Below are 14,035 nucleotides of genomic sequence, written 5' to 3'. Positions count from 1 at the left end.
CTCTCGATTTCCAAAGAGGATGCACGACTGTGCTACAGAAATTCCGGGCAATGCGGAGACACAGCTATAATGCGAGTATCTTGAAACGGCTAACCGTACTCATTTTCTTGGGCCTGCTGGTCGTATTTTCTTCGCAGTCCGGCCTCTCGCAAACGGGCACCGCTGGCGGCTTGAAAACGGTGCTCATCGTACCCTTTGAGAATCATTCGAAGGCTCCAGGGCTGGAGTGGATCAGCGAAGCCTTCCCGGAGGTTCTCGGGGAACGATTGGCGGCGACCCGGCTGAACGTCATCAGCCGCGACGACCGTAACTACGCTTTCGACCGCGCCGGAATCCCTGCCTCGGTGCATCCCTCTCGCGCGACGCTTTATCGACTCTCCGAACAAATTGGCGCCGACTATGTCGTGATGGGCACGTACAACTACGATGGGCAAGCGTTTAAGTGCTCGGCTGATGTGCTGGATATGAAGCATTTGCGGTTGGTGAGTACTGGGCCTGACCGTGGTCCGCTGACGAGCCTGATCGAAGTTGAGACCGGCCTTGCCTGGGATGTCTTGAAGATCATCTCTCCCGATACTCCAAGTACGCGTGAAGAATTTACGCAAGATGCTCCGGCAGTTCGCCTGGACGCTTTCGAGAGCTACATTCGCGGCGTGGTCGCAACCGACCGCACCGAAAAGATCAAGCGTCTGCGCGAGGCCGTCCGGCTAAACCCGCGGTACACCGAGGCCATGTTTGCGCTTGGGCGCAGCTACTACGACGATCGCGAGTACGACTCCGCCGCCGCCTGGCTGGCCCGTATCCCTCGAACAGACCCACTGGCCGGAGACGCCAATTTCCTTCTTGGGTTGTCTGAGTACTACAGCGGCGATTATGACAAGGCTGAGGCTGCTTTTCGCTTTCTCGAGTCTCGCCTGCCGCTCACCGAAGTCGAGAACAACCTCGGGGTCGTTGTGGCACAGCGCGGGCGCAAGAACGCGATCGAATATTTCCAGAAGGCCGTTCAGGCCGATCCGAACGATAGCGACTATCGCTTCAACCTGGCGCTCGCACTCTACAAGTCAGGCGACTCCGCAGGCGCGGCCCGCCAGTTGCGCGAGGGACTTTCGCACAAACCCGACGATATTGAGAGCCGCGAGCTGCTAACCAGGATCAACTCTGGCACGACCCCGGTCTCTACGAGCGCCGCGCCTTTGCCCATGGAGCGCCTGAAAGAAAACTACGACGAGAGTTCATACCGGCAACTCGCGCTGGAAATCGAAAACGCCATGGAACGCAACCTGGCGAATACCGATCCCAAGACGCACGCGCAATTCCATGTCGACCGCGGCCGCGAGATGCTCGAGAAGGGCCTGTTGGAGGATGCTGGCCGCGAGTTTCGTGAAGCCGTGATGCGCGATCCCACCAATCCCGCCGCGCACACCGGGTTGGCCAGAATCGCGGAAAACAAAGGAGATACGGCGACTGCACGGCGCGAGGCCGAAACTTCTTTGCAACTCTCGCCCAATGCTGATGCGTATATTGTGCTAGGCAGGCTCGATTTGCGCGAAAATCATCTTGATGTCGCGGAAAAGAGCGCCGACCATGCACTGGCGCTGGAACCGAAGAATCCCGCGGCCATGGCGCTGAAGCGCGACGTCGTTAATAAGCAGACGATGCCGTAGCCATTGTGCCCTGCCCGTCTCGCCCTCTTTGGCGAGACGGTGGGGGTAGTACTGGAGGGAACATGACTTCCCTGCACCGATATCTCATTCGAATCGCAATTGCGATTCTCGCTTTTAGCGGAATCCTCGCCGCTGCTCAGACGCAGCAGGTCGTGATGGTGAAACTGGATGACACCATCAACCCGATCACCGAAGAGTTCGTGGATCGCGCCATTGCTCATGCCGACCAGATCCATGCCGAAGCCGTTTTAATTGAACTGAGTACTCCCGGCGGCCTTGTTGACTCCACCCGCGGAATCATCTCCAAGATGCTGGCCGCCAAGGTCCCGGTGATCGTATACGTGACCCCGACCGGTTCGCGCGCGGCCTCGGCTGGGTTCTACATCCTCGAAGCCGCGGACATCGCAGCCATGTCCCCCGGGACCAACACCGGGGCAGCCCACCCCGTTCTGCTCGGCGAAAAGATGGATGACATAATGAAGAAGAAGGTCGAGAACGACAGCGCGGCCTTCATGCGCTCCTTCGTCTCCAAGCGCGGCCGCAACGTCGACCTTGCCGAGAGTGCCGTCCGCGAATCTAAATCCTGGACCGACCAGGAAGCGCTTCAGAATCACCTCATCGATGTTGTCGCCAAAGATCCTGCCGACCTCTGGAAACAGCTCGACGGGCGCACGATCACTCGTTTCGATGGGACTAAGCAGACCCTGCACCTCAACAACGTTCAGCTGGTCGACTACAAGGAAACATTGCGTGAAGAAATCCTCGGCTGGCTCATGGATCCCAATATCGCCTTCCTGGTACTCGCGCTGGGAGCGCTGGCGCTTTACGCGGAGTTCAACCATCCCGGCGCCGTCATTCCCGGCGTAGTCGGCCTGATCGCGATTATTCTCGCTGTTTTCGCCCTGAACCTCCTGCCTGTCCGCTATGCGTCCTTCGTCCTGATCCTTGCCGCTTTCGTCATGTTTGCCCTCGAAGCCAAGTTCATGACCCACGGGGTTCTCGGGATCGGTGGTGTGATCGCTCTGACTCTCGGCGGGCTTCTTCTCGTCGATGGCCCTATACCCGAGATGCGCGTTCAGTGGTGGGCAGCGCTGGGCGTCAGCGTGCCGCTCGGGGCGATAACGATCTTCCTGATGACTCTGGCGATTAAAGCGCACCGAAACAAGGTCGTCACTGGAGAGCAGGGCCTGGTCGGTGAAGTTGGTGTCGCGCGAACTCCGCTGTCGCCCGAGGGCAAAGTCTTCGTTCATGGCGAGCTTTGGAACGCTGTCTCGAGCGAACCGGTCGCGCTCGGCGAGAGCGTGGTCGTCAACAGCATGCACGACTTTACGCTGGAGGTCACACCGGCACCGAAGACTCAACCAGCGAGTGCCAACTAAGGTAATGCCGAGTTCTCGTGATTCGGGCCCCAACCTGCGATAAAATCCGCGCCAGTAACCCTGAAAAGTTGCTGCGCCATGGAGGCTTACAGTGGAAGGCTTTGCCTGGGTTATCCCGGTTGTAATCGTAGTCATATACATACTGAGTTCCATCAAAATCCTGGCCGAATATGAACGCGGCGTCATCTTCCGTCTCGGGCGCGTCTTGCCTGAACCGAAAGGTCCCGGCGTTATCCTCGTCTTCGCGCCCTTTGACCGCATTGTGCGCGTCGATCTCCGCCAGATCGCATTCGATGTCCCCTCGCAGGACATCATCACCCGCGATAACGTCACCCTGAAAGTGTCGGCCGTCATCTTCCTGCGTGTCATTGATTCTCGCCGGGCGGTTCTCGAAGTCATGAATTACCAGTATCAGACCTCGCAATTCGCGCAAACGACGTTGAGGTCTGTGCTCGGCGAAGTTGACCTCGACGAGTTGCTCGCGCATCGCGAGAAGATCAACCTGCGTCTGCAGACCATTCTCGACCAGCACACCAATCCCTGGGGCGTTAAGGTAGTAAACGTCGAGGTGAAGCAGTTGGATCTGAACGAAGACATGATCCGCGCGATGGCCAAACAGGCTGAGGCGGAACGCGAGAAACGCTCGAAAATCATTCACGCGGAAGGCGAATTCTCCGCCGCTCAGCGCCTGGTGGACGCGGCTCGTTTGCTTTCAAGCGAACCGGCTTCCATCCAATTGCGCTACCTGCAGACGCTGACCGAAATCGGCGTGGAGAAGAACACGACCGTGGTCTTTCCCGTCCCGGTGGATATCTTTTCCAGCCTGCAGAAACTGATCAACATCAAGGCGGGTACTGAGCCTGCCGGTGAGGTAAAGGCGTAATTCATGTTGGATGAACAGCAACAGGACACAGAATTCACATTAGGCGCCGGCAAATTGCTCGGGTTGTTTTTCCTGCTCGTCATTTTGTGCGGCGTCTTTTTTGGCCTCGGCTACACCGTCGGCCATGCTTCGCAAAAGACGGAAGGCTCTCTCATCGGAGCGGAGAAAGCGTCGGCTGTCGCGCAAACTCCGGAGTCGGCCTCCAATGGTTCCGTGCGCCCGTTGACCAATGCGGATAAACCGCAAACCGACATGTCTTTCTACAAAGCAGTTGAACAGAAGGACACAGACCCGAAATTAGATAAGCCCGAACCGCCGTCTGACAACAAGCAAAGCGCTCCGGAACTGCAGGTCTCTGCCGGCGGTTCCTACGTGGTGCAAGTCGCGGCTGTTACGAAGAAAGAAGATGCCGAGGCGCTGCAACAGGCATTGGCCAAGAGACAGTACCCCGTCGTCGTCACCCCTGGTGGCAATGACAAGCTTTTCCACGTGCAAATTGGGCCCTTCGCCGACTTGAAAGACGCCGAAACGATGAAAAGCCGTCTCGCTAATGATGGCTATAATGCAATCGTGAAGAAATAAGCGAAGCGAAGAATCGTGCCCCATTCTGGCCTCCGTTGCCGGGCTAGGCTTTCGTTTTTTTGATTTCTTGATGCCAGGCGCAGCGAAGCATCGCTTCAAAAGACACGACAGCAACCGCGACCTCCACATGCTACAGGTCACCCGAGGCGCTCAGTACCCGATGGTGATCGTTCGAACCCAGTTCCCCGAATCGGAGATCAACTCCTCGAATCTAAAGCTCAACCTGGAAATTCAGTTTGCCGGACAAACTGTGCAATATAAAGATGTTCCTTTTCACGTCACTACCAGCGGCAACGAAGCCCACATTGCGGGAACCATCCCCGCAACTCTTACCGACTTCAAAATTGAAGCTCCGACCCTGCTGACGATTCCAATCAAGAACCAGATCCCAATTGACGTGGATAGCACGTGGCAAAAGCAGTAGAGCGTTGCAACAGGCGCTTCCATACGTTACTCAGCAATCAATAACGCCGCGCTCTCTTGCCCCATGCACCTCGAACCCTGTAACGTGTTGCGATGCCCAAAATTTCTCACGACAAGCTAAGCATCCGGTTGCGCGCCATCGCCGATCCGCATCGACGAGAGATCCTCCGTATGCTGGCTGAGCGTGGACAGTGCTCCATCGATAAGCCCTACGGAATGTGCGCCAGCGACATCGAGAACCGCCTCAAAATAGCGCAACCGACCATCTCCCATCACCTCAGAATCCTGGTGAGCGCTGGCTTAGTCGTGAAGGAGAGAGTGGGCCAGTGGATCTGGTTCCACCGAAATGAAGCTGAGCTGAAAGCGCTCGGAAGAGAAATGAAGAATTTTTGATGCAAGAAAGTTCCCAGTTTCGGTCGAATATAGCTTTCGACTGGAACTGGGAACCGAGAACTAAAAACTGTGTTTCTACCGCGCGACCGTCTGAAATAAATCCGACTGCAGGAACGACTGGAACTTCCGGTCGTCAGCCTTGAAATGGATCTGAAGCTGGCCGCTGTTGGAGTCGACGCTCATGGCGTCGATGGCGGCCTTCTCAACCGGTGTTGCATTCATCTTCTTGATCTGCATTCCGGCCTGGATCAGCGACGACATCGTTGCCGCTGTGAAAGTGTCTGAGGTCAGGACGTCGAGGTTGAAGTTCACGCCGTTCGCGAAATCCATCGTATAGCGCGACCCTAGCAGGCGCTTCTTCACCGTGTCGTAGTCAGCAAGCTTCGAAGCATCTCCCAGCGCCGACCGCATCATGTTCTGCGTCCCGATCTGGTCGAGAACACTCCACACGGAACCGCTCTCGACCGACGCCATCATGTCACTGATCTGCGGGTTCGAAGCAAGGCTCTCGGCCTCGCCGTTGCGTGTGTCGAGTGCGTCGTGAACCGCTCCAAGTTCGCCGAACAACATCGTGCTGTCATCGAGGAAGGTCATGACCATACCGCTGCCGGTGCTATAAATCAGCGATCCCTTGTACTTCGCCGGCAGAACCTTCTTCAGCTTCATGCGGGTATAGAACTTCTTCGGCTGGAAGTCGCCTTGTGCCAGGCCAAATGCGCGAAGCTGGTTCTTGCTATTCCGGTACGACACGAACGCCAACTGATCGACATCCTTATCCGGATCAATGCTCATGCCCTTCAGCGCCGTCTCGAACTGCTTCAGGTTCTCCGGCATGACCTTGGCCTTCAGGGCCAGTCCGGTTTCGGAATTCTTCAGGGCGCGGTAATCGACAGAAATGATCTGCTGAACGTGCTCCGGAATAACAGTGCGGGCATTGCTGCCCAGCGCTGCCCCAAAACTGGGCACAGCGACTGCGAGTACTACCGCAAAAATGACGAAAAACATGAACCGCTTCATAGACATGATTTTACTCGATTCAGAGCTCCCGGGAAGCTGACACTACCCTTAGATGCAGCTCTCTTTAGACGTAGAACCCATGGCCAGAAACAGTGTTTCTGAAGAGGTTCGTACAACTTCCGTGTCCCCCATCGACACTCCGTGCCCCACGTTTCCCGCAGTCAGCAGATGTGGGTCTTTTTTTGTCTCGGCCCGCTTCAACTCCAGATCTTCGCAACTTTTCCCCGAACCTGCGCGACAAACCCCGCATCGTCGAAGCCTTCCAGGTTGATTTCGACATTCGCCAGCGCGCCTTCGATGGCCGTCCGTGCCATTGCCGCCGCAACCGTCAGGTCCGACGCCATTTTGGGGTTTGTAATTGGCCTAAGTTGCTCAATAATTCCGGCCACTTCCTTCGACTTCTCCGCCACCGAAAGCGGCACAAGTGTGGCGGTTCGCATCGCAGCATTCACCTGCTCCTGCGCCGCCGCATTCTCCTTCGCCGCCTTGAACGCCGCAACAACTCCTTTGTAAGCCTCGCTATCCGCATCAATCGCGGCCTTCAATTCCTCTCGAAGAGTCGCCAACCGCGCCAGGGCCTCGCTGTGCTGCGCCTCATACTGGAGGTAAACTTTCTTCCCTCGCGACATACCCGCGACCATCGCCGCCAGTGCCGCGGCCATGGCACCCGCGGCCGCCGAAGCGCTTCCGCCACCCGGTGCAGCCGTCGGCGCAGCCAGTTGTTCGATGAATGGTTCCACTCCGGCGCGCAGTCCGCCCACGGCCATCTTGCCGCCCATCACCGCCGCCAGCCGATTCTCCAGGATCAGCGAGGAATCGAAATTCTCTACCTGCAAAAACCACTCGGCCGCATCCTCCAGAGCCTTCTTCGGAATCAGACCGACGATCTCGCTCGACAGCGGCATCACTCCATAACGAGCCGCTTCTCTCTTTACGAACTCAAACACTCGCGCAATCGGTGTCTGGTCGGTGTCGGTCAGGTTCATCGACACCTGCGCCAGGCCGCGAACAGGGATGCCCATGCCCTTCACAAACCGCAGGCCGCCATTCGAGAACCGAACCGCCTTCCCTACTTTCTTCGCGACGTCGACATCGCTGGTATTGAGATAGACGTTATAGGCGACCAGGAATTTGCGCGCACCGACTACCGTCGCGCCCGCCGTGGGATGTACCCTCGGCTCGCCGAAATCCGGCATCCGCGCCGGGTTCGTCGCGATCTCGTCGCGAATTCCCTCAAACTGCCCGCGCCGAATGTTCTCCAGGTTAGTCCTCTCCGGCCGCTGCGCCGCCGCTTCGTAGAGATAAACGGGAATCTGGTATCTCTTCCAAATCTCGGCGCCAACCTGCTTCGCCATCTGCACGCAATCTTCAATCGTGACGCCCTCGATGGGAATGAACGGCACCACGTCGGTCGCCCCCATCCGCGGGTGCGCCCCCTGGTGCTTCGTCAAGTCGATCAACTCGGCGGCCTTCCCGATCCCGCGCAGCACCGCTTCCATGATCGGCGCGCGATCGCCAACCAGCGTGATGACACAACGGTTGTGGTCGGCGTCCATCTCGCGATCGAGAAGGTACACGCCATCCATCTTCATTGCTTCAATAATTGCATCAACTTTGGCCTTATCACGGCCTTCAGAAAAATTGGGAACGCATTCAATCAGCGTAGGCATGATCAAAGAAGGATAAATGGTGAGGTATGAACTGCAAAAGCTAAAGAATTACCGCGGAGTTTTGCGGAAGGACGCGTTCTTCGATAAACGTCGTCATCCTGAGCGGAGCCGCGATAGTTCTTTTTGCGCGCCGTAGTTAGCGCGCTCGTGGCGAAGTCGAAGGACCTGCATTTCTCTGCGGTTCTATTTCCACCATGTATACCCAAGCGTAAATTGGAGCGAGGCATTCACTCCCGGATTGTGGTTGCCGATCGATGCATTCGAGATATGCAGCGCTCTCACATCAAATGCAACCGAACGATTATTCCGCGTGAACAGATTGAATCCGACCCCGGCTCCGGAATTGAAGTTGATCTGCGCCGTATCCCCCGGCGGGAAATTCTTATTGGTGAAGATCGCGCCACCCACTGCCTCGAAGAACGGTATCAACTTCTTCCCATGCGTGAAATTGTACTTCAACACAAGGGGATTAATTATGCCGCCCGTCGCCTTGTCGCCCGGATAGTAGAACTGGTAAAAGGGCAGTACTTCGGCGTTCCACTCCAGGTTCCCACGCAGCACGCCGCCGCCGTGCTCATTGGTCAGCACGCGCCCAAGCCGCCCGCCGAACCCGAACATGTGAATGTCCGTGTCCTGGCTCAGACCGGTCCCGCCAATCGCGAACACACCGAGATTCCAGTTGGGATGCTTGACGGCAGGATCGTCCTGCGCAAGGGCAGCAGTACTCAACATTACAAAGGCGAGACAGAACAAGATCTTTCGCAAGCCAGTAGTCCTCTTTCGGAGAAAAATGAAAAGCTAGCAGGTTTGCACGGAAACCAAAAGGACCAACTCGGCCGAAGGAGAAAGAGTGCAGCCGCTGGAATCGACTTGCAATCCAGAGTCTCACACATAAAACTTGTATCCGTGACCGTCAAACTCATAAGAACGGCAATGGCGCTCATGGTGTTGACCATCGTCCTGTTCATATTTGTGAACCCGGCCACCATTTCTCCGGCAGCCACGGCGAAACGCGCCTTCAGTCTGCTCGCCGTACTGGCATTCGTAATCGTTTCGAGTTTCCGCCCGGAGCAAATGTGCGCATTCGGTCTGGTCGCGAGCCACGACTCCGGGCCATGCCTCAGTTGCGACCGCCTCGCACTCTCCTGCACTCTCCTCTGCTAGCCGGACTTTCCAGACACAATCGCCGAAACCGACACCGTTAACGGCCCGAGCTGTGCATGGAAAAGAGGAGAACAAATGTCTAAGCAGATGTCCACCGCTGTTGGCCTTGTGCCATTGGGGATTCAGTTTCAGCGGCACGGCACACAGAACTGGTTCTGGCGAGGTGCGCCAGAGTCATGGTTGGACCGAGTGGTCCTCAGCTATAGCAAGGTTTTACTTGAGCAGATTGTTCCTTCAGAGAGCTATCGCAATCCGGAAAGGGTGCGGTTCTGGATGAGACAGATATCTCAATGTCGCCCCATTCCCCCGCTGATAGTCTGCAGAACCGAAGGAGGACAGTACTACCTGCAGGATGGAAACCATCGCTATACCGCCATGCAATCTCTGTTTGGAATGGATTACCAGGGCGAGATTGAAGTTGCTGAGTTAATTCCTGAACCTGGATTTGAGTTTCGCCGGATAGAACTGGGTTGCTCCGCAACAGGCCGCTATACCACGTACGTCCTCGTGAAACAGGTTGGCTAGAATCTCGCTCAAGAACTCGGACACAATAAAAGGCCGCCCCAAAAGGCGGCCTCGCTTTCATTGAAACAAGTGACTGTTATCCCGCGACTTCCTCCAGTTGCGCCTGGTCGAAGTCGAAGTTCGAATACACGTGCTGGACGTCGTCCTGGTCTTCCAGCGCTTCGAGCAGCCGCAGCATGGTTGAGGCCTGCTGGCCTTCGAGCTTGACGTAATTCTGAGGAATCATCCCGATTTCGGCAACTTCCGGATTGATGCCAGCTTTCTTCACCGCTTCCAGCACGCCTTCGTAGGCATGCACGTCGGTCAGGATTTCCCAGTTATCGCCATCGTCCCTCAGGTCTTCGCCACCGGCCTCGAGCACGATGTTCATCAAATCGTCTTCCTTCGCAGCGGCTTTCGCGATGACGATGTCGCCCTTCTTCGAGAACATGTGCGCGACCGATCCGGCGGCTCCCATGTTGCCGCCGTTCTTGCCGAATGCGTGGCGAATCTCGCTAACCGTACGATTGCGATTATCGGTTGTGACTTCGACGAGGATGGCGACGCCGCCGGGGCCGAAGCCCTCGAACGTAATCTCCTCGTAGCTTGCGCCCTCGAGTTCACCCGTACCGCGCTGGATGGCACGCTTGATGTTATCCGCCGGCATGTTCTCGGCCTTGGCGGCCGCGACGGCCGTGCGGAGCCGCGGGTTCTTCTCGACGTCTCCGCCCTGCTTGGCGGCCATCGTGATTTCTTTAATTAGCCGGGTGAAAATCTTGCCGCGCTTCGCATCCAGCGCGCCCTTTTTGTGCTTGATTGTGGCCCATTTTGAGTGGCCAGACATAACAGACCTCGGTAGACGAACTTAGGATTTCGCTCAGAAAAGAGCAGGTTTGCGCCGCTAAACCATTGCAGGCAAAACAGAATTATAGCATGCAGGCCAAAGCGCCGGAACCGGCATCCGACGCGCTTCCCAATCTCACCCGCTAGTAGAAAGATGTACGTCCCCTACATCCTTCGTCGCTTGACCGCCACCTTTTGGGAGGCGTAGCGTGTCTGCCACTAGCACCAAGGGCGGGCACTAACACCCCCGGCCGCCTCCGAATTCCATCCTACCTGTGGGAGACAACAATGAGATTACTTCGCTTGATCGTCGCCACCCTTTTGCTGCTCATCGCTTCCCTTCCGCTGATGGCACAGCAGGTCATCGCAACCGGGTTCAACAATCCTCGCGGCCTTACTTTTGGTCCTGACGGTTACCTGTATGTCGCTGAAGGTGGTGCCGGCGGGAATCTTTCCACCGTCGGACAATGCGAACAAGCCGCCGGTCCGCCAGACGGTCCCGGCCCATACACCGGGGGATTTACAGCTCGAATTTCCAAAGTGAATGTTGACACCGGGGCTGTGACGACCGTCGCCGACGGTCTCCCCTCCAATGCAACCAGCGACGCCTTCGGCAACCTGGTTACAGGCGTCGCCGACGTCAAGTTCATCAACGGTAAGCTCTACGCGCTCATCGCGGGTGCAGGTTGCTCACACGGCCTTGCTGGCACGCACAACGGCATTGTCCGTATCAATTCGAACGGCACTTGGACCGACGTTGCAAACCTCAGCGCTTTCCAAATGGCCCATCCGGTCGCGAATCCTGAGCCCGACGATTTCGAACCCGACGGAACCTGGTACAGCATGGTCGCGGTTCGCGGCGCGCTCTACGCCGTCGAACCCAACCACGGCGAACTCGACATGATCACCACCAGCGGCCAGATCCGCCGCATCGCCGACATTTCCAAAACGCAGGGACACATCGTCCCCACCGCCGTCGCCTATCACGGCAACTTCTACGTCGGGAACCTCCACACGTTCCCGATTGAAGAAGGCTCTTCCAAGATCATTAAGATCACCCCATCGGGACAGATCAAAACTGTCGCCACGGGATTCACTACCGTCCTCGGTCTCGTTTTCGATAACCGGGATCGCATGTACGTTCTCGAGAACACCACGGGAAATCCAATGCCCACTCCCGGTACCGGCAAAGTCCTCCGCGTCGATCCGTCAGGAGCGGTAACCGAGATCGCCAGCGGCCTCTTCCTGCCCACCGGAATGACTATGGGCCCGGACGGCAATCTCTATGTTTCTGAATGGGGGTTTGGACCGCCGCCGATCGGCATGGGCCAGATCATCAAGATCGATCTGCACTGAAGCGGGCGAACGTCTCGATCTGAGTGCTCCATCCTGGCCTCATTTGCCAGGGTGGGGCTTTTTGCTTTTCTCACTGCAATGAACGCCGTGCTTGAAACCGGAAAGCCTGCGAGTTCTTCTCGATCGCCAAAACTTCGAAACCCGCAGCTTCCAGTCTCGAACCAAATGTCTCCGGATGGACCGGTACCAGCGTGTCTCCGATATGAATCAGCCGCATCATGAAACTCTGCAGGCTGTCACTTCCGGCGAAAATTCCGCCCGGCTTCAGCACCCTCCGAACCTCTCGCAGAAGCCGGTTCTGCAGTTCGACCGATGGCACGTGGTGCAGCATAGTGAAAGAAACGGCACCCGAAAATCTCTCATCGGGAAATGGCATGGCGGTCCCGTCGCCGGTGATGATGCTGACGTTCGTATTGCCGAGCCGCTCCCTCAGCGATTCTGCAAGCTTTGAATCAATCTCCAGCGCGGTCAGGCGCTGTGTCCGCAATCGAATCAGTTCGGTTGTCAACCCCGGCCCCGGGCCAACCTCGAGCACGTCGTTGCCGAGATCGGAATTGCCCAGGACCCACGGCACGCGCTCTAGGACGGTCCTTCGCCAACCATCCGAGCGGCACAACCAGCGATGCAGTCTATTCATCTTAAATTCCCACTTTAACTAATTTCTGCTGGCGCGGATTTATAAGCCACTTACCTATTCACCGTGCAAAGAGGACTCTGCTGTAGCCGTGCCCCGGTCGGCTCGCTCCCGCAGCTCGTCCTTCCATGTCTCGGGCAGCACTTCGAGACGCAAAGCTCGCCCCAGTAATTCCGGGGACCGTTCTCTTCCAAGAAATAGATCGACAACATCGCGAACACTCACCCTTTCGCTGTCTCGGTGCACGAACTCGATCCTCGATCCCGCTCCTAGCTCACCCTCTTCCACCACCGCGAAGTAATAACCGGGTCGTCGGCTCAACCAGAATCGCTTCACCATGTCATCGCGGTTGAAGCGCACTGCCAGCTTGTAGCATGGCATTCGGGGTTGCGTCACCATTAGTACCGCGCTGCCGACCCTGAGGTGGTCTCCGATGCAGACCTGGTCTTCCAGCAGCCCCGAAGTCGTCAGGTTCTCACCAAAGTTCCCCCACGTTAAGTCCGCCTCCGGAAACTCGCCGCGCCAGTACTCATAGTGCTCAGCAGGATAACCGTAAACCGCCTTCTTCACGCCGCCGTGTACCCTTAAATCCGCCTGCCTGTCGCCGGCGAGATTGCGTCTCGCAACCATAACCCTTCCGTCCACCGGTTGCTTGAATATTGCCGTCAGGACGGTCATGTCCCGCCAGACGATCCTGCGCGGCTCTCCCACATTGACCGAAATCACTTCCATCCCTCGATCTCCTGCGGTCTCGATACCATGCGCGAGGAGCCCCGGCTTAGGCGCGCGAAACGCGGCCCATCGTTGTGGTGCCCCACATCTGAGACGTTGGTCTTTCTACTTCAAGACTAACTTCGTCGCTCGGGCGGCAACACAATCCCCTCGTCCGACCGCACAACGCGTTCCTGATGCCGTCCGCGATACGCATAAATTACCGCCAGCAATGGCGGTGCGAGCAGGACTCCCCAGAATGGAATGACGAAACCCAGCACTATTGGAAACACGATGGAGGCCCAGATGGGCACCCGGTTCTGCCGCTTCATGAGATACGGCTGCAGAACCAGTCCGTCAACGATAACAATGGCGGCATAGCTGATGCCGAGGTAAAGCAGCGAGTCCCAACTGGGCTTCGCAATCGCCAGCGAGATCGCCGGCCCAATCAGGCTTAGAATCGGCCCGAAATGCGGGATAAACTGCAATGCAGCCGCGAGCACCGCCCAGAGCGGCGCCAGGGGCACATGCAAGATCGTCAGCGCGATCAGCCACATAACACCAACCGCGAGCGAGTCGTAGCACTGCGCAATGAACCAGCGCTTCAGTGCCCCGAAAGTAAGGTCAAAATGATACCGGGCGTTCACGGTTTACTTAGATGTCGCTATTCACTGTTCGGAACAACTTTCATCGGGACCAGACTGCCTGAAAGAAACGGATATTAGCCCTTTTTCTTCGTGCCTTCGTGTCTTCGTGGTGAAATCATTCTCTCGCCCGGTTACAAAACTTAACCCTTACATGTAAACCCCGGC

General features: G+C 57.0%; 16 protein-coding genes. 9 read left to right on the top strand and 7 right to left on the bottom strand.

Features of this window, described 5'->3' with window-relative positions; genetic code table 11:
- Positions 1-80: 80 nt before the first annotated feature.
- The 6 genes from ROO76_09745 to ROO76_09720 all read left to right on the top strand — a co-directional run bounded on the left by ROO76_09745 (position 81) and on the right by ROO76_09720 (position 5,324).
- Complete coding sequence (locus ROO76_09745) at positions 81-1,664, top strand: tetratricopeptide repeat protein (protein MDT8068433.1); 1,584 nt, start codon at positions 81-83, stop codon at positions 1,662-1,664.
- A 62-nt stretch (positions 1,665-1,726) separates the two neighbouring features.
- Positions 1,727-3,043: a nodulation protein NfeD gene (locus tag ROO76_09740; protein ID MDT8068432.1), complete on the top strand. Its 1,317-nt coding sequence runs from the start codon at positions 1,727-1,729 to the stop codon at positions 3,041-3,043.
- 91 nt (positions 3,044-3,134) lie between these two features.
- Positions 3,135-3,926, top strand: a complete 792-nt coding sequence (locus tag ROO76_09735) for a slipin family protein (protein ID MDT8068431.1) — start codon at positions 3,135-3,137, stop codon at positions 3,924-3,926.
- A 3-nt stretch (positions 3,927-3,929) separates the two neighbouring features.
- Positions 3,930-4,508 (top strand): SPOR domain-containing protein, encoded by a 579-nt coding sequence (locus tag ROO76_09730; GenBank protein MDT8068430.1) that lies wholly within the window; start codon positions 3,930-3,932, stop codon positions 4,506-4,508.
- A gap of 70 nt (positions 4,509-4,578) precedes the next feature.
- On the top strand, positions 4,579-4,932 hold the full coding sequence (locus ROO76_09725; protein ID MDT8068429.1) for a hypothetical protein: 354 nt from the start codon (positions 4,579-4,581) through the stop codon (positions 4,930-4,932).
- 92 nt (positions 4,933-5,024) lie between these two features.
- Positions 5,025-5,324 carry a metalloregulator ArsR/SmtB family transcription factor gene (locus ROO76_09720; GenBank protein ID MDT8068428.1) on the top strand — a complete coding sequence of 100 codons (300 nt, stop codon included), beginning with the start codon at positions 5,025-5,027 and terminating at the stop codon, positions 5,322-5,324.
- Between the two features lie 75 nt (positions 5,325-5,399).
- On the opposite strand, the gene ROO76_09715 is transcribed toward ROO76_09720, so the two are convergent.
- The 3 genes from ROO76_09715 to ROO76_09705 all read right to left on the bottom strand — a co-directional run bounded on the left by ROO76_09715 (position 5,400) and on the right by ROO76_09705 (position 8,776).
- Positions 5,400-6,347, bottom strand: coding sequence for a hypothetical protein (locus ROO76_09715; GenBank protein ID MDT8068427.1), 948 nt, complete (start codon positions 6,345-6,347; stop codon positions 5,400-5,402).
- Positions 6,348-6,538: 191 nt separating this feature from the next.
- Positions 6,539-8,011: a glutamate formimidoyltransferase gene (gene ftcD, locus ROO76_09710; protein MDT8068426.1), complete on the bottom strand. Its 1,473-nt coding sequence runs from the start codon at positions 8,009-8,011 to the stop codon at positions 6,539-6,541.
- Between the two features lie 183 nt (positions 8,012-8,194).
- The gene (locus ROO76_09705; protein MDT8068425.1) at positions 8,195-8,776 is read right to left on the bottom strand and encodes an acyloxyacyl hydrolase; all 582 of its coding nucleotides are present in this window, start codon (positions 8,774-8,776) and stop codon (positions 8,195-8,197) included.
- 168 nt (positions 8,777-8,944) lie between these two features.
- Between ROO76_09705 and ROO76_09700 the strand changes: the two genes are divergently transcribed.
- Positions 8,945-9,175, top strand: coding sequence for a hypothetical protein (locus tag ROO76_09700; protein MDT8068424.1), 231 nt, complete (start codon positions 8,945-8,947; stop codon positions 9,173-9,175).
- A 75-nt stretch (positions 9,176-9,250) separates the two neighbouring features.
- A complete protein-coding gene (locus ROO76_09695; protein ID MDT8068423.1) occupies positions 9,251-9,700 on the top strand; it encodes a ParB N-terminal domain-containing protein in 450 nt (149 codons plus the stop codon).
- 76 nt (positions 9,701-9,776) lie between these two features.
- Here ROO76_09695 and ROO76_09690 read toward each other — a convergent pair whose 3' ends face one another.
- On the bottom strand, positions 9,777-10,523 hold the full coding sequence (locus ROO76_09690; GenBank protein ID MDT8068422.1) for a YebC/PmpR family DNA-binding transcriptional regulator: 747 nt from the start codon (positions 10,521-10,523) through the stop codon (positions 9,777-9,779).
- Between the two features lie 287 nt (positions 10,524-10,810).
- Here ROO76_09690 and ROO76_09685 point away from each other — a divergent pair, with 287 nt between their 5' ends.
- Positions 10,811-11,878: a ScyD/ScyE family protein gene (locus ROO76_09685; GenBank protein ID MDT8068421.1), complete on the top strand. Its 1,068-nt coding sequence runs from the start codon at positions 10,811-10,813 to the stop codon at positions 11,876-11,878.
- 70 nt (positions 11,879-11,948) lie between these two features.
- Here ROO76_09685 and ROO76_09680 read toward each other — a convergent pair whose 3' ends face one another.
- From ROO76_09680 to ROO76_09670, 3 genes are all read right to left on the bottom strand, one after another.
- On the bottom strand, positions 11,949-12,515 hold the full coding sequence (locus ROO76_09680; protein ID MDT8068420.1) for a class I SAM-dependent methyltransferase: 567 nt from the start codon (positions 12,513-12,515) through the stop codon (positions 11,949-11,951).
- Between the two features lie 54 nt (positions 12,516-12,569).
- Positions 12,570-13,244: an MOSC domain-containing protein gene (locus ROO76_09675; GenBank protein ID MDT8068419.1), complete on the bottom strand. Its 675-nt coding sequence runs from the start codon at positions 13,242-13,244 to the stop codon at positions 12,570-12,572.
- A 116-nt stretch (positions 13,245-13,360) separates the two neighbouring features.
- Positions 13,361-13,870, bottom strand: coding sequence for an AI-2E family transporter (locus ROO76_09670; protein MDT8068418.1), 510 nt, complete (start codon positions 13,868-13,870; stop codon positions 13,361-13,363).
- Between the last annotated feature and the right edge of the window lie 165 nt (positions 13,871-14,035).

The sequence above is a fragment of the Terriglobia bacterium genome (genome assembly GCA_032252755.1).
Taxonomy (GTDB): Bacteria; Acidobacteriota; Terriglobia; order Terriglobales; family Acidobacteriaceae; genus JAVUPY01.
Note: the sequence above shows the minus strand (reverse complement) of the source record. Positions and strands in the feature narration are given on the sequence as shown.

Excerpts from the sequence above, each read along its gene's own strand:
- ROO76_09685 (MDT8068421.1), top strand. The coding sequence starts at position 10,811 with ATGAGATTACTTCGCTTGATCGTCGCCACCCTTTTGCTGCTCATCGCT.
- ROO76_09695 (MDT8068423.1), top strand. The coding sequence starts at position 9,251 with ATGTCTAAGCAGATGTCCACCGCTGTTGGCCTTGTGCCATTGGGGATT.
- ftcD (MDT8068426.1), bottom strand. The coding sequence starts at position 8,011 with ATGCCTACGCTGATTGAATGCGTTCCCAATTTTTCTGAAGGCCGTGAT.
- ROO76_09720 (MDT8068428.1), top strand. The coding sequence starts at position 5,025 with ATGCCCAAAATTTCTCACGACAAGCTAAGCATCCGGTTGCGCGCCATC.
- ROO76_09730 (MDT8068430.1), top strand. The coding sequence starts at position 3,930 with ATGTTGGATGAACAGCAACAGGACACAGAATTCACATTAGGCGCCGGC.
- ROO76_09715 (MDT8068427.1), bottom strand. The coding sequence starts at position 6,347 with ATGTCTATGAAGCGGTTCATGTTTTTCGTCATTTTTGCGGTAGTACTC.
- ROO76_09690 (MDT8068422.1), bottom strand. The coding sequence starts at position 10,523 with ATGTCTGGCCACTCAAAATGGGCCACAATCAAGCACAAAAAGGGCGCG.
- ROO76_09740 (MDT8068432.1), top strand. The coding sequence starts at position 1,727 with ATGACTTCCCTGCACCGATATCTCATTCGAATCGCAATTGCGATTCTC.
- ROO76_09675 (MDT8068419.1), bottom strand. The coding sequence starts at position 13,244 with ATGGAAGTGATTTCGGTCAATGTGGGAGAGCCGCGCAGGATCGTCTGG.
- ROO76_09700 (MDT8068424.1), top strand. The coding sequence starts at position 8,945 with ATGGCGCTCATGGTGTTGACCATCGTCCTGTTCATATTTGTGAACCCG.
- ROO76_09725 (MDT8068429.1), top strand. The coding sequence starts at position 4,579 with ATGCCAGGCGCAGCGAAGCATCGCTTCAAAAGACACGACAGCAACCGC.
- ROO76_09680 (MDT8068420.1), bottom strand. The coding sequence starts at position 12,515 with ATGAATAGACTGCATCGCTGGTTGTGCCGCTCGGATGGTTGGCGAAGG.